This is a genomic window from Burkholderia anthina, from assembly GCF_902498995.1.
Lineage (GTDB): Bacteria > Pseudomonadota > Gammaproteobacteria > Burkholderiales > Burkholderiaceae > Burkholderia > Burkholderia anthina.
Map to the genome: position 1 here is coordinate 24,676 of NZ_CABVLY010000022.1, position 20,523 is coordinate 45,198.

Here is a 20,523-nt window from a genome sequence, read left to right on the forward strand (position 1 = left end):
TGAATCCGGACTTTGGCTTGCCGATCAAATCGGACCGGGACACGAGCGTTGTATGACTGCGGTCGCGAATCACACCGAGCGTCTGATGCGCATCGATAGGCGGATGAGTTTGCAAGCTAGCGCGACCGACGTGCGGTGCGCGTGTGGGCGCGGAAAGTTTGACAGTTTTTACGTAGAAACTTCAGGGGGAGAGTTGGAACGTGCGCGGTTGTGCAGTGAAAGAGGTGAGGCACGCCATATGGTCGGGCCTCCATGTGCTGAACGAGGATGAACGCTTGCAGTGGAAATGGAGGCGTGACGGCGATGACGGGGACGAGGACACGTTGTGAGAATGGCAGTTATCGTAAGGTGCTCGGCCGCTGGAGCCTCGATGCCGAGGCGATCGACAGGTCGCAGACCAATCCGCCAGGATTGCCGAGGACGTGAACGCGTGACCGGCGCGCGTAGTGCGCTCGGTATGCCGGTATCGCTGCCTGGGCATTCGCGGAAGGGGTACCGAGACGCGGGCGGCGTGCGCGGCAGGTTGTCGGGAGTGACGAGATGCGGTTGGCGGCCGCCGATCAACAGGTTGGCACTTACAAAGTTTCCATATTTCGACTATTATCAAATTATGGAAACGAACCAGACCATTGCCGCCCTTGCGGCACTCGCACACGAGTCCCGGCTCGCCGTGTTCCGCGCACTCGTGCAGGCGGGTCCGGAAGGCATGCCGGCCGGGCAGATTGCCACGTTGCTGGACGTGCCGCCATCGTCGCTGTCCTTTCATCTGAAGGAACTGGCGCATGCGCAACTCGTCACCAGCCGCCAGGAAGGCCGCTTCGTCTTCTACTGCGCGAACTTCGCCACGATGAACGGCCTGCTGGCTTACCTCACGGAGAACTGCTGCGGCGGCAATCCGTGCTCGCCGGTGTCGGCATGCTCGCCGTCGGGCACCTGCCCATCCTGATGCGCATTCGCGTGCCTCCGCCCATGACGACGAACATCCTGATCCTCTGCACCCACAACTCGGCCCGCAGCGTGCTTGCCGAGGGCATGCTCAATCACTGGGCCGGGAAACTCGGCCGGGACGTGCGTGCCTACAGTGCCGGCAGCGCGCCGAGCGGCCGTCTCAATCCGTTTGCGCTGGAAGCACTGACGAACGCCGGCGTGGACGTCAGCGGCTATCGCAGCAAGAGCTGGGACGAATTCGTCGGCGACGCTGCGCCTGAAATGCGCGTCGTCGTGACGGTGTGCGACAGCGCGGCATCCGAGACCTGTCCGTACTGGCCCGGGAGTCCCGTCAAGGTTCACTGGGGCTATGCCGATCCGTCGAATGCGGTGGGCGGCGACGAAGGCAAGCGTCTCGCGTTCGAACTGACGCGGCAAGCGGTCGGCTATCGGATGCTGCAGTTGCTGGCGCTGCCGCTCGACCGCATGAGTCATGCCGAACTCCAGGCAGCGCTGATCGAAATTTCGCAGAACTGATCGTGCACTGGACGGCCCGCGCGAAAAGCACGGCCGCCAACGACTTCGGGAATGAACACTGTCAAATGAATAGACCCAACGTGACGTCGCCGGCCACGGCCGCCGCAGCCGCGAAATCCGCCATCAACTTCTTCGAGCGCTACCTGAGCGTTTGGGTCGCGTTGTGCATCGTCGCCGGGATCGCGCTCGGCCAGGTGCTGCCCGGCCTGTTCCGGCAGATCGGCCGGATGGAGTACGCACAGGTCAATCTGCCGGTCGGGCTGTTGATCTGGGTGATGATCATCCCGATGCTGGTCAAGGTCGACTTCGGTGCATTGCATGAAGTGCGTCAGCACGTCAAAGGCATCGGCGTCACGCTCATCGTGAACTGGCTCGTCAAGCCGTTCTCGATGGCGTTCCTCGGCTGGCTGTTCGTCCGCCACCTGTTTGCGCCGTTGCTGCCGGCGGACCAGCTCGACAGCTACATCGCAGGGCTGATCCTGCTGGCGGCCGCGCCTTGCACGGCGATGGTGTTCGTCTGGAGCCGGCTGACGGGAGGCGATCCGCTGTTCACGCTGTCGCAGGTCGCGCTGAACGACAGCATCATGGTGATCGCATTCGCGCCGCTGGTCGGGCTGCTGTTGGGGATGTCGGCGATCTCGGTGCCGTGGGCGACGCTGCTCACGTCGGTCGTGCTCTACATCGTGATTCCGGTGATCCTCGCGCAGATCTGGCGCAAGGTGTTGCTCGCGAAGGGGCAGGCGGCGTTCGATGCGGCAATGGCGAAGATCGGCCCGTGGTCGATCGCCGCGCTGCTCGCCACGCTCGTGTTGCTGTTCGCGTTCCAGGGCGAAGCGATCCTGAAGCAGCCGCTGGTGATCGCGCTGCTCGCGGTGCCGATCCTGATCCAGGTGTTCTTTAATTCGGCGCTGGCCTACTGGCTCAACCGCGCGGTCGGCGAGAAGCACAACATCGCATGCCCGTCGGCGCTGATCGGCGCGTCGAACTTCTTCGAACTGGCCGTCGCGGCCGCGATCAGCCTGTTCGGTTTCCATTCCGGCGCGGCGCTGGCCACTGTCGTCGGCGTGTTGATCGAAGTGCCGGTCATGCTGCTGGTGGTGCGTATCGTGAACCAGTCGAAGCGCTGGTACGAGTGCCGCGCTTGATCAGAACACAGGACGCTCGACATGACTGCCATCACGATTTACCACAACCCCGGCTGCGGCACGTCGCGCAATACGCTGGTGCTGATCCGTAACAGCGGCGAAGAGCCGATCGTTATCGAGTACCTCGAGACGCCGCCGTCGCGTGAAACGCTAATCAAGCTGCTGGCCGACGCGGGCCTGACGGTACGCGAGGTGCTGCGCGAGAAGGGCACGCCTTATGCGGAACTCGGCCTTGGCGATCCGAAGTGGACCGATGCGCAGTTGCTCGATTTCATCGGGCAGCATCCGATTCTGATGAATCGACCCATCGTGGTCACGCCGATCGGCACGAAGCTTTGCCGGCCGTCGGAAGCCGTCCTGGACATACTGCCGAACCCGCAGAAAGGGCCGTTCACCAAGGAAGACGGCGAGGTCGTGATCGATGCGGAGGGCAAGCGTGTCTGAGCAATTGAAAGATCTGCCGCAACTCGACCCGACGCTGTTTCGCGTGCCGGATGCCGATCGATTGCGGCCAGCGACACCGTCGACGCATCCGCCGCGGTTTCTGCTTCTGTATGGCTCGCTCCGTGAGCGCTCGTTCAGCCGCTTGCTGATCGAGGAAGCCGCACGTCTGCTCACGGCGATGGGTGCGGAGGTGCGCGTGTTCAATCCGAGCGGCCTGCCGCTGCCCGACGACGCGCCCGAGAGTCATCCGAAGGTGGTCGAGCTGCGCGAACAGGTGATGTGGTCGGAAGGGATGGTCTGGTGCTCGCCGGAACGGCACGGTGCGATGACGGGGATCATGAAGTCGCAAATCGACTGGATTCCGCTGTCGGTCGGCGCGGTCCGGCCGACGCAGGGCAAAACGCTTGCGGTGATGCAAGTCAGCGGCGGATCGCAGTCTTTCAACGCCGTGAACCAGATGCGCGTGCTGGGGCGCTGGATGCGCATGCTGACCATCCCTAACCAGTCGTCGGTCGCCAAGGCGTTCGCCGAATTCGACGAAGCCGGCCGAATGAAGCCGTCGTCCTATTACGATCGTGTTGTCGACGTCATGGAGGAGCTGGTCAAATTTACTTTGCTGACGCGGGATATCGGCCCCTATCTGGTCGATCGGTACAGCGAGCGGAAGGAAAGCGCCGAGGCACTGTCGAAGCGCGTGAATCAGCGGCGTATCTAGAACCCCGTCCAAGGCGTAGCAAATGGAGATCCGTCCCGCCACGGTCAACGACCTGGCGTCGATTGAAGCCCTGCTGCATCGATGCGGTCTGCCCGTCGTCGGCGTGAGCGACCATGTGCGGAATTGTGTGGTCGCGATGGAAGGTTCGACGATGTGCGGATGCGGTGGCTTTGAGCATTATGGCGACGCCGCACTTTTGCGCTCGATTGCCGTGGCGGAACATGCGCGCGGCGCTGGTTTGGGGCGGCGTATCGTGGCCCGGTCGATCACCGCGTGCCGTTTGCTGCAAGTTCGGTCCCTGGTGCTCCTCACAACGACGGCGGAGGACTATTTCGCCCGTCTTGGTTTCGTGTGCGTCGCGCGCGATGACGTACCGCCGCTGGTGCGGACGTCGAGCCAATTCCAGGGAGTATGTCCGGGGTCGGCCGTTTCGATGCTGCGGGTTTTGTAGTCTTCGAGGCCGGCGCCGGCAGATCGGCGCGACGCTTCAGATGGCTGGAATGACCATGAACCGCGGGCGAAGGCGAGGCACCCTGCCGCGGCGAGCACACCCGGGCGTTGGTCGGTTACCACCTGAACCGGTCGCCCGCCAACCTGGCGTGCGCGCCCTGACCGCCGAGGTGATACGTCGCGCTCGGGATGTAGACCGGGGTGGACGTCGACGCGCTTGCCGCCTGCCGGCGGACGTTCGGTATGAAGCCTGGCCACGCCCGCGAATTGCCCACATGCAGTATATTCCGCGCCGGGACAACGACGTGGCTGGCCGTTCCTGCATGTGGGCTTGTCGAATGACCGGGCTGTACGATGGCCAGGGCGACCAGCAGCGGTATCGAAATGCCGTCCACTTCTCCTCACTGATTCAGGTTGATCGGATCAATCCACGCAGCAACCGGAGTAGCGACTGATGAAAGCACTTTGCTCTACCCGTCACGCGTGCCTGTATTTTAGGTCACGTGATGACATGATTCCAGAAAACTCCCGGTGTTCCCGGAGTTCGTGATGGCGGCAAGCAATCGAAAGGCCGGCGCAAGCGCCACGAAACACGACCTCGAGCAGCTATCCGAATTTCGCTACCGGCTGCGGCGGTTTCTGCGTTTCTCGGAGGAAATCCTGCGTGCCGAGGGGCTGACACCGTTGCAATACATGCTGATGCTGCACACCTGTGCGTTTCCGGACCGCTCGTGGGCGACAGTCGGCGAGATTGCCGAGCGGTTGCAGGCATCCTCGCACGGCACGGTTGCGCTCGTCACACGCTGTGAAGCAGCAGGGCTCGTCCGGCGCCAGACGAGCGAGCAGGATCGACGGCAAGTGGAGATCCATCTGACGGAAAAGGGGGCGGATTGCTTGCGCAAGGTCGCGGCGTTGCACAAGTCGGAAATCCAGTCGTTCGGCTGGGCTTTCCAGGACGTCACCGATATCAGCTGAACGCGCGACAACGACGTGCGCGGATTCGCCGCGACGGCCGATACCTGCCGGTCGCCGCAATAACGGGCAGCACAGGAGAACGAACGCGCACGCCGCAGGGGGAGGGCGTTTGCAAGGCGCGGCATATGAGCACGACCTCGAGCGTCAATCTGAAAGGCATGCTCCGGCGTGACGCCGGAATCATCGTCGTCGCATGCGCCGGGCCATCTCGCACGATCATCCGTCGGTGACGCCCGGCGCGCTCGCGCAACGCAATTTCATTGCGGTCGCGCCGGGCGAAGCGCATGCCGGCAACGGGGCAGCATGCAACTCGGCGTCGAACTGGCCGGTCCGCGTCGGCGCCTTGCGGTGGCCCTGCATAGCGATGAATGGACGGAAGTGTTGGCGCGGGCGGCGGCGCCGCTGCCGGACGCACAGTGAACGGCGCTGCTCCATTGTGACGGGCGACGGAGGTTCGTAAATGAACTGAAGGGCGATTCGAAAGATTTTCCCGGTCACATGGATCGTCGACACGATCACCGCTATCAGATCGGGAGAAATGTCACATCGTGACTAGTTGCCATGTTACGATGCGCGAATTCTGCGGAATCATGAATTCGGATGTGCTTCCGCAGCTCACGTCGCTCGACGTCCGGTCGTCCCGATACGAAACGAAAGGCCGGGGCGAGCTTCTTGAACCCGGCTGTCCAGCCGGTTTTTTTTGTCCGTTGTCGGGCCACGGGCGTCTACGACACCACGCAGCCGATCGGGCTCGCGCTCGGCGGCATCGCGTTCGGCTGGCTGCCGAAGCAAGGCGGCCCGGACAGGGTGTTTCTGACGTGTGCCGGCGTGGTTGCGGTATGGCTGGCGATCGCACTCAGCATCTCAGCATGAATGCCGCCGCCGCAGCGAACCTGAACGATCCGGACATCGCTTGAAAATGCAAAAGACTGACGAGTGGGTAGGGGGAGACCGATGAGCCGCATTTCCGCGCTCGCGGATCGACGCGCGCTGCTGCATGCGCGGCGTCTGTGGCTTCACTATGGCGTGTTCTGGCTGGGTGCGGTGGCGGTCGGCCTCGTAGCGGTGCTTTACGCGAAGCTGATCGATTTCGGCTATGCGGTGTTTCTGGGCTACGCGGCCCGACACGCATGGTTGCCGCTGATCGTCACGCCGCTGATCGGTGCGGTTACGGTCTGGCTGACGCGGCGGTTCTTCGACGGCGCGGAGGGAAGCGGCATTCCACAGGTGATTGCCATGCTGCATGCCCCAGGCAACACGGCCGCGCGGTTGCTCAAGTTCCGGATCCTGATCGGGAAGATACTCGTCTCGTTCCTGGCCATTCTCGGCGGGTTCACGATCGGTCGCGAAGGCCCGACGATTCACGTCGGCGCCGCGCTCATGTTCAACCTGCGGAAGTTCTATCCGCAGCGGTTTCGTGCGATTCGCCCCGGCGTGCTCGAGCACCGGCTGGCCCTTGCGGGCGCGGCCGCAGGCCTTTCCGCCGCGTTCAATGCACCGCTCGCCGGTGTCGTGTTCGCGATTGAGGAACTCACGCGAAGCTTCGAACAACGAACGAGTGGCGTGCTGATCACGGCGATCATCTTCGCCGGTATCGTGTCGCTCGGCATTCAGGGCAACTACGTTTATTTCGGCACGATCGACGTCGGGGCGCGCCTGCCCCAGTCGCTGGCTCTTGCGGTCGTGCTCATCGGCGCGATCGCGGGCGTCATGGGCGGAATCTTCTGCTGGTTGTTGCTCAACACGCGACGCTGGATGCCGCGCGGGCTTCAGGATTTTCGTGCCGGTCGGCCCGTGCTGTTCGGGGCAGCGTGCGGGCTGGTCGTCGCGGTCGTCGGCGTTGCGACGCACGGCCATACGTTCGGCAGCGGATACGCAGAAGCCCGCGGCATGCTCGAAAGCCACACGGACGTGAGCGTCCTGTACCCGGTGTTCAAGATGGTTTCGATGATCGGCTCGTACCTGCCCGGCGCGCCGGGCGGCCTGTTTGCGCCGTCGCTCGCGATCGGCGCAGGGATCGGCAACACGCTGCATATCCTGTTCTCGGGAATGCAACTGCAGATGCTGATCGCGCTCGGGATGGGCGGCTATCTGGCCGCGGTGACGCAGAGCCCGATCACGGCGTTCGTGATCGTCATCGAGATGATCAACGGCCACGCCCTGGTCATTTCGTTGATGGCCACGGCGCTGATCGCCAGCCGCGTGTCGCGATTCTTTGCGCCGCCGCTGTACGAAGCGTTGTCGACACGCTATTTTCCCGCTGACCACCGATGATCTTCGAGGCCTGGTTCCAGGGGTAGCCAAGGTAGCCGATCGGGCAGAAACGTAAAGGTCTCGATGTCGTCGTTGTTTTTCAGTGGTCGACGAGCGAGCTTGAACAGGCCATCGCGATCCCGCGGCGAATCATGAGGCGAAGCTCCCGTCGACGGTCGATAGTTCAACGATCTCGGCAGTGATCTGCTCCTGCCTCAAACGGTGATAGTCCCGGTTCAGTCGCTGTGTCGTGTCGTCGATATTGCGTTTCGCCGCGATCATCGCGCGCATGCGCGCTTCGTTCTCCGCGGCGAACGACAGGATGATGGCTTCGCAAACCTGCGTGTAGACATATTCCTCGGCCAGGCTTTCCTGCAATTGCCGGACCGGGAGCGCGACGACTGGCGGGAAAGGGCGCGTGGCCGGCGCGAATCGCCGGAAATCGAAGGGCAGCAGCGAGGTGGCCTGGATAGCCGATTCGCCGATCGCTTGCGGCGCGCCGTACACGAGCGTGACGTGCGAGGCGTTTCCGTGCCGCAAACGGACGTACAGCGTGTCGATGATTTTCGCTGCAAGATCGGACACGGCATCGGCGTGAACGATCATCTCCGACGACCAGGCGACGGGCAGATTGAGTGCGTCGGCTGCAATTCTTGCGCGATCGCCGATGACGAAGTACTCGACTGCGCCGGTCGCCGGCGGGCGGATCGCCTGAAACACACGTTGGTTGTACGTGCCGACGAAGCCGTGTTCCGCGCCGATAACGATATAGACATGGGTGTCGCCCGGCAGCGGCGATCCCGGGCTCTCCTGCGGCTCTCGTACCGCAATGCTCATCGCGTCGGCGATCGCAAGGCCGATCAGATCGGCGCATGCGCGGATGCCCGGCAGGCGTGCGAGTGCTTCTCGCGTTCGTGTCGCCGCGATGCCGCGCATCGCGCCCACCACGGATTCCAGTTCGCGGACCGTACCCAGCCGGTTCTGGACATCTCCGAGCCTGTTGCTCATTGGGCGCTCCGGATTGGCGCGGACTGCGGCACGAGCTCGCGGACGATTCGAACGAGCGCCGTGCGGTCATCGGGTGACACGTCGTCGCCGGCAGTGAGCATCGGCTCGAGCCTTGTCGCGATGCCCGTCGAATCGAGGCGGGCGGGAAGGGCGGCTCGCACCGCGGCGATCGCCGACGGTGCGCACGCATCGAATACGCCGTCGGCCAGCGCAAACAGCAACGCGATCTCGCCGATCGGGCGTAGCGGCGCGAATCGCGGTTGCGCAATCAATGCGCGAATGCGTTCCCCACGCGCGATCTGGGCCTTGATTCTCGTATCGCTGAGCCCGCCGAAGCGCGTGAACATCTCGAGCTCGAGAAACTGCGCGTAATCGAGTCGCAACCTTCCGGATGCGGCTCTCAGTGCCGGCAACTGGGCCTTTCCGCCCACCCGGCTGATGCTGAGTCCGACGTCGATAGCCGGGCGCTGGTTGGCGGCGAACAGATGGGTGTCGAGCACGATCTGCCCGTCGGTAATCGAGATCAGATTGGTCGGAATGTACGCGGCGAGATTCCCCGCGTCGGTTTCCGCAATGGGCAGCGCGGTCAACGAACCGCCGCCGCGCTCCGCGGACAGCTTGGCGGCGCGTTCGAGCAGGCGGGCATGCAGATAGAAGATATCGCCCGGATAGGCCTCTCGCCCGGGCGGATCGCGTGCCAGCAACGCCAGCTCGCGATGGGTTGCGGCGTGCTTGGCGAGATCGTCGATGACCACGAGCGCGTGCTCGCCCCGATCCCGGAAGTATTCCGCGATGCTGAACGCGGCAAACGGCGCGATCCATTGCAGGCCGGGCGGATCGGCCGCCGATGCGACGACGAAGATACAGCGTTCCGGTGCGCCGTGCTGTCGTACCGCATCGATCACGCGTTCGACTGCCGTGGCCCGCTGGCCGATCGCCACGTACACGCAGATCATGTCGGAATGCTTCTGGTTGACGATCGCGTCGACCGCGATGGACGTCTTGCCCGTTGCCCGGTCGCCGATGATCAGCTCGCGCTGTCCGCGGCCGATCGCGAACAGCGCATCGATCAGGAGGATGCCCGTTTCGACCGGTTGAGCGACCGCGGCGCGTTCGATGATCGACGGCGCGGCGCGTTCGATCGGAAGCGACGACGGACATTTCGGCGGCTGGCCGCGATCGAGCGGCCTCCCGAGCGGATCGACGACACGCCCGAGCAGGTTCGGGCCAACCGGCACTTCGACGACGCGGCCGGTGCCCGAGACGCATGTACCGGCGGAAATGCCGCTCCCGTCGTCGAGCAACACGCAATCGAGCGTGTCGACGTCGAGCTTGAGCGCGAAGCCGAACTGTCCTCCGCCGAACCGCAGCAGCTCGTTCAGGCGAACGTGCGGAAGGCCGCTCACCCGTGCAATGCCGTCGGCGATGTGCTCGACGCGCCCGACGGATTCCGCCCGCGGTGCGAGATTCAGCGCCGCCAGCACGGCTCTTCCGTCCGTCAGCCACGCGTCGTCGGGGCCGTCACGCGTTTCGTTCGTCGCCATGGGAAATGAGGTCGCTTGTCAGGGATGCCAGGCTATGCCGAAAGCTGTTTCGCACGATGACGTGCGGCGCGACAAGTTCGAGTCCTGCAATCAAGGCAGGATCGACGTCCGCGTGCAGCGGCATGTCGTGTCCCAACGCCGTTGCGAGCGTCGAGCGGCACCGGGCCAGCTCGTCGTCGCTCAACGTACGCGGGGCGATCAGGCGAAGCATTTCGCCGTCGCGGCCGAGGCGTGCGCGATCCTCCGCAGGCAGTGCCCGGACGGCTTCGGCGAGCGGCTCGATGAAGCCTTCCACCAGCGAGCTGGCCGGGAGTGTCCCGAGCAACCGGGCCGCGATGTCGATCGCAAACCGGCTGGCCCGTGCCGCGTTGGCCCGCCGTGCGTCTTGCTGCATCGCTGCGACTGCAGCCTCGCCGGCGCCTCTCAGCGTATCGGCCTGGGCGCGGGCGTCGGCGAGCAGCGATGCCTTGAAGCGCTCGGCCTCGGCCGCGGCTGCACGCATTCGCTCCAGGCGCGTGGCGTCCTGTGCGGCAAGGTCGTTGGCCGCCCGGTCGCGATCCTGCTGCGCCGCATCGCGGGCGGCCGCTGCATCCTGCATCAGCCGCGCCGCGGCCTGCTGACGATCCGCGATGATCCTCGCGACCGGCTTGAACAGAAAGCGCGACAGCAGCCAGACCAGAACGAGGACGTTGATCGTCTGGAAGGCGAATGTCCACCAGTCGATTCGCATGGCGACGGCCTACCGGGTAAACGGATTGGCGAACAGAACGAGCAGGGCGATCACGAGACAATAGATCGCCATGGTTTCGATCATCGCCAGGCCGACGAACAACGTTCGCGAAATCGTGCCGGCCGATTCCGGCTGGCGCGCCAATGCGTCCATCGCGGCAGCGACGGCGCGGCCCTCGGCCAGCGCGGGGCCGATTGCGCCGAAGGAAACGGCGATGGCGGCCGCGGCGATGCTTGCCAGTTGAATCCAGTCGTTCATGATGCTCCTTGCCGTGGATGTGATGCGGGCGCGCCTTCGCCGCCGAGCGCGGCGCCGATGAATACTGCTGCGAGTACGGTGAAGATGTACGCCTGAACCGTGCCCGTCAGCAGGTCGAGCGCCATGAGCGGAATCGGAACCAGCAGGCCCGCGAGCGACAGTACGATGCCGATCACGAACACGCCGCTCATGACGTTGCCGAACAGGCGCACGATCAGTGAAAAGGTCCGGGTTATCTGCTCGACCAGATTCAGCGGAATCATGATCCAGGTCGGTTGTGCGAACGATGCGAGATATCGGGCGAGCCCGCGTTCGCGGATGCCGTAGAGCACCGTCGACACGAAGACGACACCGGCGAGGGCGGCGTCGGTTTCAAGATGGGCGGTAGGAGGCTCGACACCCGGGATCAGGCCGGACCAGTTGCAAGCCAGGATGAACAGGAACAACGTCCCGAGCAACGCCCGGCAGCGCGCGGGTTCAACCTGCATCGTGTCCTGCAGCTGGCTGTCGAGCGTCGAGACGAACAACTCGGCCGCCGTCTGGAGTTTGCCCGGGGTCAGCGACAGTTGCCGGCGCAACGTTATCGAGGCGACGGCAATGAGCGTCATCAGCGCCCAGGTGATTGCCACCGGCGTCGAGACGGGCACTGCCCCGATGCGAAACAGCGGTTCGGTCACGAGAGGGGAATGCATCATGACGCGCCTCCCGGCGACCGGATCATCACGCGGCGAGAGAGCATGATGCCGGCGAGGCCGCTCAGCAACGCGGCGGCTCCAATGTGCGCGAGGCCGAACAGCACCAGGGCGAGCATGCCGAAACGAACGAGATGCACGATGATGGCGATGCCGAATGCATTGCGCACATACCAGCGGGCGCTGGCGAGTAGCGACGCGAAATAGGCCAGGCCGATGACGCCGCCGGTTATGCCGCCCGCGGCAGCCTGGAGGGGAATCGACAACGTCTGGATCGGCATCATGTATCAGCTCCCTGGACCCTGGCGATGCATCCAGCGCCATGCGGACCACAGACCGAACGCCGCGCCCAGCATCAGCAGCGGCGCGGAGAAGAACACGCCGGTATGAAAGTGCCGGTCGAGCCAATGCCCCAGCCATAACGCCAGCAAGGCCGGAATCACGATCATCCAGCCAAGCATGCCGATCTGCCCGAGTCTGGCGCCCAGTGTCGGCTCCGGCACGTCGCGTGCCTGCCTGTCTCGCCGGACGGCGCGTTGCGCGGTCTCTTCGAGCACCGGTGCGTCGGGCTCCCGCGTTTTCGCCTCCGGCCCGGGCCGCGCAGGCGAATTCCTTCTTCGGGGCTTACCGCTCATGGCCGGCCCCCCTCGTTTGTCCCGTCCGCGCGTCCGGCCGCGTCCGCCGTGCCGGGGCGCAGATACTTCAGGATCTGCCGAATGGCCTGGGTATTGAGGCGCGTTTGCTCGACCCGCACTCTACGCGCCGCATCGAGACGCGCCGCGCGCGTTTCACGGACGCGTGTTTCCAGCGTCTCGAGCGCATCGCCGAGTTCGCCGTCACGGCACGCGATACGGATGTCCTTGCCGTTGACGATCCGCAACACGCCGCCGCTTACCGCACAGAACCGGCGCGTGCCGTCTGCGGTGCGCCAACGCATGACACAGGGCGACAGCACGGTCAGAAAATCCGTATGCCCGGGCAGCACACCGAAACTGCCGGTTGCGTCCTCCGCACGGAAGGCGACGACCTCCGGCGTATCGACCAGCATCCCGGCGGGCGTCGCGATGCTCAGATGAAGCACCGTGCTCATGATGTTGCCCGCTCCCGCTCGCGGGCTTCGTCGAGCGTCCCGATCATGTACAGCGATTGTTCCCGCCATGCGTCGCATTCGCCGTCGAGAATGGCGCGGCATCCCGCGACGGTGTCGTCGACCGCGACCGAGCGGCCCGGCACCCCCGTGAACGCTTCGGTGACGGCGAACGGCTGGGTCAGAAACCGCTGCAGACGGCGGGCCCGGCCGACGATCAGGCGATCGTCCGCGCCCAGTTCCTCGATGCCGAGCAGCGAGATGACATCCTGCAGCTCGCGGTAGTGCTCGATCGTGCGCCGCACGTCGGTCGCGACCTGAACGTGTTCGGCGCCGACCACCAGCGGATCGAGCAGGATCGATGACGACGTGATCGGATCGATCGCCGGATACATGCCTTCGGCGGCCATCGTGCGCGACAGGACGACCATGCTGTCGACGTGCGCGGCGATGGTCGTGACGGCAGGGTCCGTGAAATCGTCCGCCGGAACGTAGACGGCCTCGATCGCCGTGATCGAGACGCCGCCGACGGACACGATGCGCTCCTGCAACGCCGCCACTTCGCTTGCCAGGGTCGGCTGATAGCCGACGCGTGACGGGAGCCGGCCGAGCAAGCCCGACACTTCGGCGCCGGCCTGGACGAAGCGGAATACGTTGTCCATCAGGAGCAGCACGTTCTGGCGCTGTTCGTCGCGAAAGTGCTCGGCGACGGTCAGGGCCGTCAGCGGAACGCGCCAGCGGGCGCCCGGGGGTTCGTTCATCTGGCCGTACACGAGCACGGTTTTCGGCAGCACACCGGAATGTTGCATGTCCATCAGCAGTTCATGGCCTTCTCGCGAGCGCTCCCCGACACCGGCGAACACCGATATTCCGTTGTAGCGCTCGACCATCGCATGAATCAGCTCCATGACGAGCACGGTCTTGCCCACGCCGGCGCCGCCGAACATCGCCGCTTTGCCGCCCCGGGCGAGCGGGGCGAGGAGATCGACGACCTTGATGCCCGTCGCGAAGATGCCGGTTGCGCTGTCCTGTGAGGACAACGCCGGCGGCGGTTGATGGATCGGCCGGCGCTGGACGTCGGCCGGCAGCGGTTGGCCCTGGTCGCCCGGCGCGCCCATCACGTCGATCAGGCGTCCGAGTACGGCGTTGCCGACCGGAACCGAGATCGGCCGACAGGACGCCTGCGCCGGCGCGCCTCTCGGCAATCCGCTGGTCGACTGCATCGCCAGTGCGCGGACGGTCTGCTCATCGAGGTGGGCTTGTACTTCCGCAACGATCGCACTGCCGCTGTCGACTTCGATCGAGATCGCGGTGTCCACCGGCGGCAACGAGCCCGCCGCGAACGCGAGATCGACGACCGCGCCGCGCACCGCGACGACGCGTCCGGGAAGCTGCGGGCTGGAGACACTGCCGATCGATGCGGTGTTCATCGGTTGTTGTCGGTGTTGGAGGGCGCCCGTGCACGGGTCGGTGCAGTCCGGAGCCGGGTCGCGGGAAAAGGCCACGGCCAATTTTTACTGCGGCGCATCCTGTCGACGATTGATCGTGATCAAGGAGCGTGTCGGCGGGCCGGCCGGGAGGCGGGGATGCGGACGGTCACGCCGGCATGCCGGCGTGACTCGGCAATCGGCGCGCGATTGACGCAGGACAACCGCATTCGGCAGGCCGGCGATACAGTCGATTCGGACGCTTGCGCAACGCGGGCGGCACGGGTCGTCACGACATGGCCGAAACGACGTCGGGCACGATCGTGCTGCCGGGATTGCAGGCGGACCTCATGGCTCTGCGAGGCATTGGCGATGAAACAACGGGTGTTGGCTGCGAGCGCCCTGCTCGTGCTGGGGGCGTGTGCCGGAGTCGGGCAGGGCGCGGCATTCAGGTCGACTGAAACGCGCTTGCTCGCGGCACGGCAGGCTGCTGCGCTGCAGTGTTCGACGCCATCCGAATGCGACCGTGCGTGGAATTTCGCACGACGCTACGTCGAAGCGCATTCGTCGACCCGCATCACGCGCTTCGGTGCGGACCGGATCGAAACCGCACAACCGTATCTCGCCGGGGAAGTCTATCTGTGGGCGTCTCGCGTGGCGTCGGGCGACGGCGGCGCGGTGATCCGGCTCAAGGCCATGTGCAAGGGCATGTATGACAGCGATGGCGGCCCGGGCTGGCAATACGATGCGTGCGCGATGAAAATCATCGAGATCGAACGAGGCTTCCAGTCGTATGGGAAGCCGCCGCATGCACCGGAAACGCCGACGCAACCGGTCGAGCCTCGATAACCCGGCGCTCTCGTCTCGCCCCAGGGCCGGTTTCATGGCGTTTTCAAACCATTGACTTCCGTCAACGCCGGTTTCCCGCGTGCGCCGATGATGAAAACATATCCGGACGCCGCCGGCGCGTCGGATCATCCAGCGAGGTCGGTATGTACACGAACATCATGGTCGCCGTGGACGGCAGTCCTTCATCGAACCGGGCGCTCGACGAAGGCTTGAAGATGGCCGGATCGTGCGGCGCGCGCCTGTTCGCCGTTTTCGTCGTCGACAAGTCGTTGCTGATCACGTATGCCGGGCGACTGGACCCGGACGCGCTGCTCGACGAAGTCCGGCGGGACGGCGCGGCGGTTCTGCGAAACGCGGAACGAACCATCTCGCATGCGGCAGTCAACGGCGAGACGGAAATCGTCGAAACCGAACTCGGTCAGGATATCGCCGAGCGGCTGCAGCGCTATGTCGCGGAGCGTTCGATCGATCTGGCCGTGATCGGAACGCACGGACGACGCGGTGTGCGGCGGCTGCTCCTCGGCAGTGTCGCCGAACGCTTCCTGCGCGGATCGAGTTGTCCGGTACTGCTCGTGCGCAGTCACGATGCCGCGCCTGCCGCCGTGGCGGCGGCCTAGCGTCGCGCCGCAGGGTGACCGTCATGCAGATATCCTTTCCCGTCGAACAGCCGACGTACTGCGGCCTGGACCTGGCGCTGGCCTTTCCGGCGCTCGTCGAAGGCCGCCGCGTGCGATGCGCGATCACCGCGGAGGCGCTGGAAGACCACTTCCGCGCGGCGTCGCCCCGCGAGCAGGATCTCGTCGACGCCTTTGCACGACATCGTCCCTCCATCGAGCGGGCGGCACGCTGCCTGCTCGAGGAAGTCGGCGGGCGGCCGATCCTGCTTCATAGCGGCTATTTCCGGTTCTGTACGTAATCGGCCGCCGCTTTTGACCCGCATCAAGCACGTGCCGGTGCGGGCAGGTACGCTGGAGTTCGAAAGATCATTCGTCCCTTGCGCGGCATGCGGTGCCGCGCCATCCGGCCTTCATTGCGGCCCATGCTGTCGGGACGAAAGCGGCGGTCGCATGTCATCTGTATGAGGAGTGCGAATCATGAGCAACATGACGCGTTACGACCCGTTTTCGATCGAACCCGTGTCCGACCTGTTTCAGGGGTTGTTCAGGCCGCTGCGCGGCATGGCGCTGGCCGACCAGCCCGATCTCGCGTCGATGAAGATCGACGTGACGGAAAGTGACGACGCCTACAAGGTCAATGCGGAATTGCCCGGCGTCGCGAAGGAGGACATCGACATCGAAGTCAAGGGCTCGACCGTATCGATCAACGCAAAGGTCGAGCGCAACCGCGAACAGAAGGACGGCGAGCGGGTGATTCGGCGCGAACGCTACAGCGGTGCGATCAGCCGGTCGTTTTCCCTTTCCGCCGAAATCGACGACGCGAACGCGACGGCGACCTATCTGGACGGCGTGCTGTCGCTGACATTGCCGAAGAAGGCGCCGGTCGGGCAGAAGAAGCTGGCGATCAATTGAGCGGATGACGGGCAGCGGGCGATGCAGGCACGCATCGCCCGTCGGGAGGAGCCGGCGCGCGGAGCGATCCGCGCGCCGTTTTCATGGATGCCGACGCGGGTTCGCTCACGCGTGCGGTGCCGTAGTACCGGCCCGATAGCCGACCGTCTGGGCGAGGATCGGCAACTCGTCCTCGTTCAGTCGCAGCGCGTCGGCGAGCGCACGGTGATTGATCCAGCCGCGCACGACGGTGCCGAGGCCGGCCGCCGCGCAGTACAGCGACACGTTCTGCGCGATGGCGCCGGCCGCGATGGCAGAGAACACGTCGCGCTGTTGCTGCGGCATGTCGAGTATCGCGGCCGTCCGGACGACGTAGACGAGATCCAGCGGGGCGCGTCCGACGAAGTCCTGATAGCCGGTCAGGTTGCGCGCATCGACCGCATGCTTGAGCACGAGCCGATGCGCGGCTGCGTCGTATCGGTAGACCCCGTACGGCAGCGCGACGTAGAGGTCGATTTCATTGAATGCGTGCGCGGACGGCGCGGTGCGACCGCCGCTCGCCGGCCGGTTGATGCCGTCCGCCGCCCACAGCATCGTGCCGAGCGTCGCGGGCGGGAGCGGCGTGGCGGCGAATTCGCGGGAGCTCGTGCGGCTCGCGAGCGCGGCCATCAGCGACACGTCGCTGTCGAGCATCGGGCGCGGCAAGTCGACGATCGCCGGCGACTCGCCCTGGGGCGACGCCGGCTGCGCCGCGGGCGCCGGCGAATAGGCCAGCAATTGCTGTTCGGTCATGCGAGTCTCCTTGAAGCGTGGTTGCGCGTGCCTGGAACGTCGCGCATCGGCGATCTCACGATAGGACGGTCGCGCCGCATCGGGTTGACCTTCGTCAAGCGACGCATCGACTGGCGGTGCGGGACGGCGCGAGGCATCCGTTGACCTGTATCAGCGGGCCGGGGCCGCGCGTGTGCCAATCTGGCTGCGTGCGGCGAACAGGCACGCCGCGGCTCACAGGAGAGCAGACGATGAAAACCGACAAGCAGTTGAAGCAGGACGTTCAGGAAGAACTGGAATCCGACCCGTCGATCGATGCGACGCGTATCGGCGTCGAGGTGGCCGACCGGATCGTGACGCTGTCGGGTCACCCGCCGAGCTATGCGGAGAAGCTGGCGATCGAGCGCGCGGCGAACCGCGTGTCCGGCGTCAAGGCACTCGTCGTCGACATGACCGTGCATCTGCCGGACGACGACGTGCGTACCGACGAGGACATCGCGAAAGCCGTGCGTTCGGTGCTGCACTGGACGGTCGGCCTGCACGACGACGCGGTCAAGGTGCAGGTCGAACGCGGCTGGATCACGCTGTCCGGCAAGGTCGACTGGGCGTACCAGAGCCACCTCGCCGTGCGCGCGATCTCGCAGATGCGCAGCGTGACGGGCGTGACCGACCACATCGCGGTACAGGGGGCGGTCGGTGCGGACGACATCGGCGGCAACATCAAGCGCGCGATCATGCGTCACGCGGAGCGCGAGGCGAAGCACATCGCGATCGACGTGCGCGACGGCACGGTGCGGCTGTCCGGCAAGGTCGGCTCGTTTTCCGAGCGCAAGGCCGTGCGCGGCGCCGCGTGGTCCGCGCGAGGCGTGCGTGCCGTCGTCGACGACCTGGTGGTCGAGTAAATCCCGCAGGCGGCCGGCGCAGGCGTGGCCCGCGGAGATCCAGGAGGGCGGTCGGATGACACTTTCAGGCGAACTTCACGAAGCGGACTGGTCGGTCGCGATCGAGACGATCGCGGCCGAATCGGGCGGCTTCCGCTGCCGGATCCACATCACGCTCACGTCGCCGGATGGCGTGTGCGAGCGCACATTCGAGCACAGCCGGACCCATGCGACCGAGCGCGACGCCGCCGTCGACGGGCTGCGGGCCGGCATGACATGGATCGAGATGCGGAAGTCGAACACCTTTACCGACTGAACCGTCGCGCGCTGCGGCGAGCGCCGCAGCGACGCGTGCTCCGCTCTTCTACCTCGGCTTGTGCGACACGCGCCGGCGCGGGGCACGCTTTCTTTTGCAGGCACGCGTACGGCGACCCGGATGTCGGCCCGGCCGCCGAACGTGATGGGCCACGGCATCGGTCACGGTCGGAAAGAAACTGCCGGGCCCGAACACGTCGAACAGGCCGTATGCGCGCAGCCGATCCTTCACCGGCCCCTTCATTTCCGCGAAATTCACCGCGATGCCGCGCGCCCGGAGTTCCGCGTGCAGTGCCACGAGCCGGTCCGCCGCGCTGACGTCGATGTCGGTGACGGGTTCGGCCGCGACGACGATGCGCGTGACCGGGCCCGCCGATCGCGCGATCGCCGCGCGCAGATGCTCGCAGAAGATCTCGACGTTCGCGTAGAAGAGCGGGGCATCCCAGCGGAACAGCACGAGTCCGGGCGTTTGCGCTGCGTCCGGATGCCGTGCGATGTCGTGATAGCCGCGCACGCCCGTCAGCCGGCCCAGCACCGCGTCGTACGGATGCCAGGCCCGCCAGACGAACGACAGCAGCGACAGCGCGCTGGCGAGCAGGATGCCGGGTACGACGCCCATGCCGATCACGCCGGCGAAACACAGCACCGAGATCAGGCATTCTCCGCGGCGCATCCGGTACAACCGCACGACGCTGCGGACGTCGGCGATGCCGAACGCCGCATAGATCACGACAGCGGCCAGTGCCGTGCGCGGGACGAACGTCAGCAACGCCGGCGCGGCCATGAGCAGCATCGCGATGCACGCGGCCGCGACGAGATTCGTGACCTGGCTTTGCGCGCCGGCCGCGATCGCGACCGGCGTGCGGGACGCGCTGCTGCTGACCGCGCAGCCCTGCGTCACGCCGGCGAGCAGGTTGGCCGCGCCCAGCGCGATCAGCTCCTGGTTGCGGTTCGGCGTATCGCCCGCACGCGCGGAAAGCGCGCGCGACAGCATGCTGATGTCGGCGAACGACACCAGCGCCACGGCGATCGCGCCGGACGCGAGAGCGCTCGCGTCGGCCAGCGAAACGACCGGCAGGCGCGGGACGGGCATGCCGGCCGGCAACGCGCCGACCGTCGCGATCCCGTGCCAGGGTGCCAGGCGGGCGACGAGCGTTGCCGCCAGCACGGCGATCAATACGCCGGGCCAGCGCGGTGCCGCGCGTTTGATCAGGAAGATCGCCGCAAGGACGGCGATGCCGAGCACGCCGGCAGCCGTGGAAAAACGGCCGTTGACGAGCGCCTGCGCGATGTGCGGCACGCTGGAAAGCACGTCGCTCCCCGACACCTGCATGCCGAGCAGTTCGGGCAGCCGCCCGAGCGCGAGCGCGATGGCGATGCCGTTCAGGTAACCGTACTGGATCGGGCGCGACAGCAGATCGGTGACGAAGCCGAGGCCGAGCGCGCCGAGCAGGATGCAGATCGCGCCGGCAGACAGCGCCAACGCGCCGGAAAGCGCGATCGCGTGCTGCGGATCATGGCCGGCGAGCGGGACGACGGCGCCCGCGATCAGTGCCGCCAGCGCGGAATCCGGGCCGAGGACGAGAACCCGGCTCGGACCGAGCAGCGCATACGCGAGCAACGCGGCGATCGACGCATAGAGCCCCGTGATGGCGGGCAATCCGGCCGCCTGCGCGTAGCTCATGCCGACCGGCACCAGGACGGCGGAAAGCGCGATCCCCGCGGACAGGTCGCGCGAAAGCCACTCGCGCCGGTAGTTCGCGAGCAGCGTCACGCCGGGGAGCATGCGGGCGATCCGTCCGGACGGGGCGCGATTCATCGCGATGTCCGTCGTCCGGGCGCAAGCCGGGCGGCAGTCGGGCCTCGGCCCGGCACACGTGCGGTCATCGGAATGCCGCCGGTGCCGGCAGGCGGACGAGACGGCGGTGCGCGCGCAACCCTGGCGTCGAAGGTTCGCGGCGATGCCGTCGCACGGGATGCGGGTGCCGCGTCACGATGCGGCCACGT

26 protein-coding genes and 2 pseudogenes are annotated in these 20,523 nt (G+C 65.9%); 16 read left to right on the forward strand and 12 right to left on the reverse strand.

The window, feature by feature from the left end:
- Nucleotides 1-330 precede the first annotated feature (330 nt).
- From BME24068_RS35115 to BME24068_RS25160, 8 genes and pseudogenes are all read left to right on the forward strand, one after another.
- Nucleotides 331-426, forward strand: a pseudogene (locus BME24068_RS35115) (ABC transporter substrate-binding protein); the annotation flags it as partial.
- A gap of 184 nt (nt 427-610) precedes the next feature.
- On the forward strand, nt 611-946 hold the full coding sequence (locus tag BME24068_RS25130) for an ArsR/SmtB family transcription factor (protein WP_096505844.1): 336 nt from the start codon (nt 611-613) through the stop codon (nt 944-946).
- A gap of 23 nt (nt 947-969) precedes the next feature.
- Entirely contained in the window at nt 970-1,464 is a 495-nt protein-coding gene (locus BME24068_RS25135) for an arsenate reductase ArsC (protein WP_174927731.1), read from the forward strand.
- Between the two features lie 65 nt (nt 1,465-1,529).
- Nucleotides 1,530-2,609 carry an ACR3 family arsenite efflux transporter gene (arsB, locus tag BME24068_RS25140; protein WP_096505846.1) on the forward strand — a complete coding sequence of 360 codons (1,080 nt, stop codon included), beginning with the start codon at nt 1,530-1,532 and terminating at the stop codon, nt 2,607-2,609.
- Nucleotides 2,610-2,630: 21 nt separating this feature from the next.
- Nucleotides 2,631-3,053, forward strand: coding sequence for an arsenate reductase (glutaredoxin) (gene arsC / locus BME24068_RS25145; protein ID WP_174927732.1), 423 nt, complete (start codon nt 2,631-2,633; stop codon nt 3,051-3,053).
- On the forward strand, nt 3,031-3,768 hold the full coding sequence (arsH, locus tag BME24068_RS25150; RefSeq protein WP_239008021.1) for an arsenical resistance protein ArsH: 738 nt from the start codon (nt 3,031-3,033) through the stop codon (nt 3,766-3,768). Before arsC ends, arsH begins: the two co-directional genes overlap by 23 nt.
- Nucleotides 3,769-3,790: 22 nt before the next feature.
- Nucleotides 3,791-4,219 (forward strand): arsenic resistance N-acetyltransferase ArsN2, encoded by a 429-nt coding sequence (arsN2, locus tag BME24068_RS25155; protein ID WP_174927734.1) that lies wholly within the window; start codon nt 3,791-3,793, stop codon nt 4,217-4,219.
- A gap of 548 nt (nt 4,220-4,767) precedes the next feature.
- Entirely contained in the window at nt 4,768-5,193 is a 426-nt protein-coding gene (locus BME24068_RS25160; RefSeq protein WP_174927735.1) for a MarR family winged helix-turn-helix transcriptional regulator, read from the forward strand.
- Nucleotides 5,194-5,409: 216 nt separating this feature from the next.
- Here BME24068_RS25160 and BME24068_RS25165 read toward each other — a convergent pair whose 3' ends face one another.
- Complete coding sequence (locus BME24068_RS25165) at nt 5,410-5,712, reverse strand: hypothetical protein (RefSeq protein ID WP_174927736.1); 303 nt, start codon at nt 5,710-5,712, stop codon at nt 5,410-5,412.
- Between the two features lie 195 nt (nt 5,713-5,907).
- Between BME24068_RS25165 and BME24068_RS25170 the strand changes: the two are divergent.
- Together BME24068_RS25170 and BME24068_RS25175 are read left to right on the forward strand one after the other, a co-directional pair.
- Nucleotides 5,908-6,066, forward strand: a pseudogene (locus BME24068_RS25170) (MFS transporter); the annotation flags it as partial.
- A gap of 81 nt (nt 6,067-6,147) precedes the next feature.
- Nucleotides 6,148-7,467: a chloride channel protein gene (locus BME24068_RS25175; RefSeq protein ID WP_174927738.1), complete on the forward strand. Its 1,320-nt coding sequence runs from the start codon at nt 6,148-6,150 to the stop codon at nt 7,465-7,467.
- Between the two features lie 129 nt (nt 7,468-7,596).
- Here BME24068_RS25175 and BME24068_RS25180 read toward each other — a convergent pair whose 3' ends face one another.
- The 9 genes from BME24068_RS25180 to atpD all read right to left on the reverse strand — a co-directional run bounded on the left by BME24068_RS25180 (nt 7,597) and on the right by atpD (nt 14,195).
- Complete coding sequence (locus tag BME24068_RS25180; protein WP_174927739.1) at nt 7,597-8,454, reverse strand: F0F1 ATP synthase subunit gamma; 858 nt, start codon at nt 8,452-8,454, stop codon at nt 7,597-7,599.
- Nucleotides 8,451-9,998, reverse strand: coding sequence for a F0F1 ATP synthase subunit alpha (locus BME24068_RS25185; protein ID WP_174927740.1), 1,548 nt, complete (start codon nt 9,996-9,998; stop codon nt 8,451-8,453). The genes BME24068_RS25180 and BME24068_RS25185 overlap by 4 nt, the downstream gene beginning before the upstream one ends.
- Complete coding sequence (locus tag BME24068_RS25190; protein WP_174927741.1) at nt 9,976-10,728, reverse strand: F0F1 ATP synthase subunit B family protein; 753 nt, start codon at nt 10,726-10,728, stop codon at nt 9,976-9,978. Before BME24068_RS25190 ends, BME24068_RS25185 begins: the two co-directional genes overlap by 23 nt.
- 9 nt (nt 10,729-10,737) lie before the next feature.
- On the reverse strand, nt 10,738-10,986 hold the full coding sequence (locus tag BME24068_RS25195) for a F0F1 ATP synthase subunit C (protein ID WP_096505860.1): 249 nt from the start codon (nt 10,984-10,986) through the stop codon (nt 10,738-10,740).
- Nucleotides 10,983-11,681, reverse strand: a complete 699-nt coding sequence (locus BME24068_RS25200) for a F0F1 ATP synthase subunit A (protein WP_174927742.1) — start codon at nt 11,679-11,681, stop codon at nt 10,983-10,985. The genes BME24068_RS25195 and BME24068_RS25200 overlap by 4 nt, the downstream gene beginning before the upstream one ends.
- Nucleotides 11,678-11,962 carry an N-ATPase subunit AtpR gene (locus BME24068_RS25205; RefSeq protein ID WP_174927743.1) on the reverse strand — a complete coding sequence of 95 codons (285 nt, stop codon included), beginning with the start codon at nt 11,960-11,962 and terminating at the stop codon, nt 11,678-11,680. Before BME24068_RS25205 ends, BME24068_RS25200 begins: the two co-directional genes overlap by 4 nt.
- Before the next feature lie 3 nt (nt 11,963-11,965).
- Nucleotides 11,966-12,235 carry an AtpZ/AtpI family protein gene (locus tag BME24068_RS25210; RefSeq protein ID WP_425117364.1) on the reverse strand — a complete coding sequence of 90 codons (270 nt, stop codon included), beginning with the start codon at nt 12,233-12,235 and terminating at the stop codon, nt 11,966-11,968.
- Nucleotides 12,236-12,309: 74 nt separating this feature from the next.
- Nucleotides 12,310-12,768: a F0F1 ATP synthase subunit epsilon gene (locus tag BME24068_RS25215; RefSeq protein ID WP_096505868.1), complete on the reverse strand. Its 459-nt coding sequence runs from the start codon at nt 12,766-12,768 to the stop codon at nt 12,310-12,312.
- On the reverse strand, nt 12,765-14,195 hold the full coding sequence (atpD, locus tag BME24068_RS25220; RefSeq protein WP_174927803.1) for a F0F1 ATP synthase subunit beta: 1,431 nt from the start codon (nt 14,193-14,195) through the stop codon (nt 12,765-12,767). The genes BME24068_RS25215 and atpD overlap by 4 nt, the downstream gene beginning before the upstream one ends.
- Before the next feature lie 207 nt (nt 14,196-14,402).
- Here atpD and BME24068_RS25225 point away from each other — a divergent pair, with 207 nt between their 5' ends.
- From BME24068_RS25225 to BME24068_RS25240, 4 genes are all read left to right on the forward strand, one after another.
- Nucleotides 14,403-15,041, forward strand: coding sequence for a hypothetical protein (locus BME24068_RS25225; RefSeq protein ID WP_239008020.1), 639 nt, complete (start codon nt 14,403-14,405; stop codon nt 15,039-15,041).
- A gap of 143 nt (nt 15,042-15,184) precedes the next feature.
- Nucleotides 15,185-15,658 carry a universal stress protein gene (locus BME24068_RS25230; RefSeq protein ID WP_174927805.1) on the forward strand — a complete coding sequence of 158 codons (474 nt, stop codon included), beginning with the start codon at nt 15,185-15,187 and terminating at the stop codon, nt 15,656-15,658.
- Nucleotides 15,659-15,681: 23 nt separating this feature from the next.
- Nucleotides 15,682-15,957 (forward strand): DUF1488 family protein, encoded by a 276-nt coding sequence (locus BME24068_RS25235; RefSeq protein ID WP_174927806.1) that lies wholly within the window; start codon nt 15,682-15,684, stop codon nt 15,955-15,957.
- A 178-nt stretch (nt 15,958-16,135) separates the two neighbouring features.
- Nucleotides 16,136-16,570, forward strand: coding sequence for an Hsp20/alpha crystallin family protein (locus tag BME24068_RS25240; protein ID WP_174927744.1), 435 nt, complete (start codon nt 16,136-16,138; stop codon nt 16,568-16,570).
- Nucleotides 16,571-16,675: 105 nt separating this feature from the next.
- On the opposite strand, the gene BME24068_RS25245 is transcribed toward BME24068_RS25240, so the two are convergent.
- Nucleotides 16,676-17,341, reverse strand: a complete 666-nt coding sequence (locus BME24068_RS25245; RefSeq protein ID WP_096505878.1) for a nitroreductase family protein — start codon at nt 17,339-17,341, stop codon at nt 16,676-16,678.
- A 230-nt stretch (nt 17,342-17,571) separates the two neighbouring features.
- On the opposite strand from BME24068_RS25245, the gene BME24068_RS25250 reads away from it, so the two are divergent.
- On the forward strand, nt 17,572-18,222 hold the full coding sequence (locus BME24068_RS25250; protein WP_174927745.1) for a BON domain-containing protein: 651 nt from the start codon (nt 17,572-17,574) through the stop codon (nt 18,220-18,222).
- Between the two features lie 55 nt (nt 18,223-18,277).
- On the forward strand, nt 18,278-18,517 hold the full coding sequence (locus tag BME24068_RS25255) for a hypothetical protein (protein ID WP_174927746.1): 240 nt from the start codon (nt 18,278-18,280) through the stop codon (nt 18,515-18,517).
- A 48-nt stretch (nt 18,518-18,565) separates the two neighbouring features.
- Here BME24068_RS25255 and BME24068_RS25260 read toward each other — a convergent pair whose 3' ends face one another.
- Nucleotides 18,566-20,335, reverse strand: coding sequence for a SulP family inorganic anion transporter (locus BME24068_RS25260; protein ID WP_174927747.1), 1,770 nt, complete (start codon nt 20,333-20,335; stop codon nt 18,566-18,568).
- Nucleotides 20,336-20,523 lie beyond the last annotated feature (188 nt).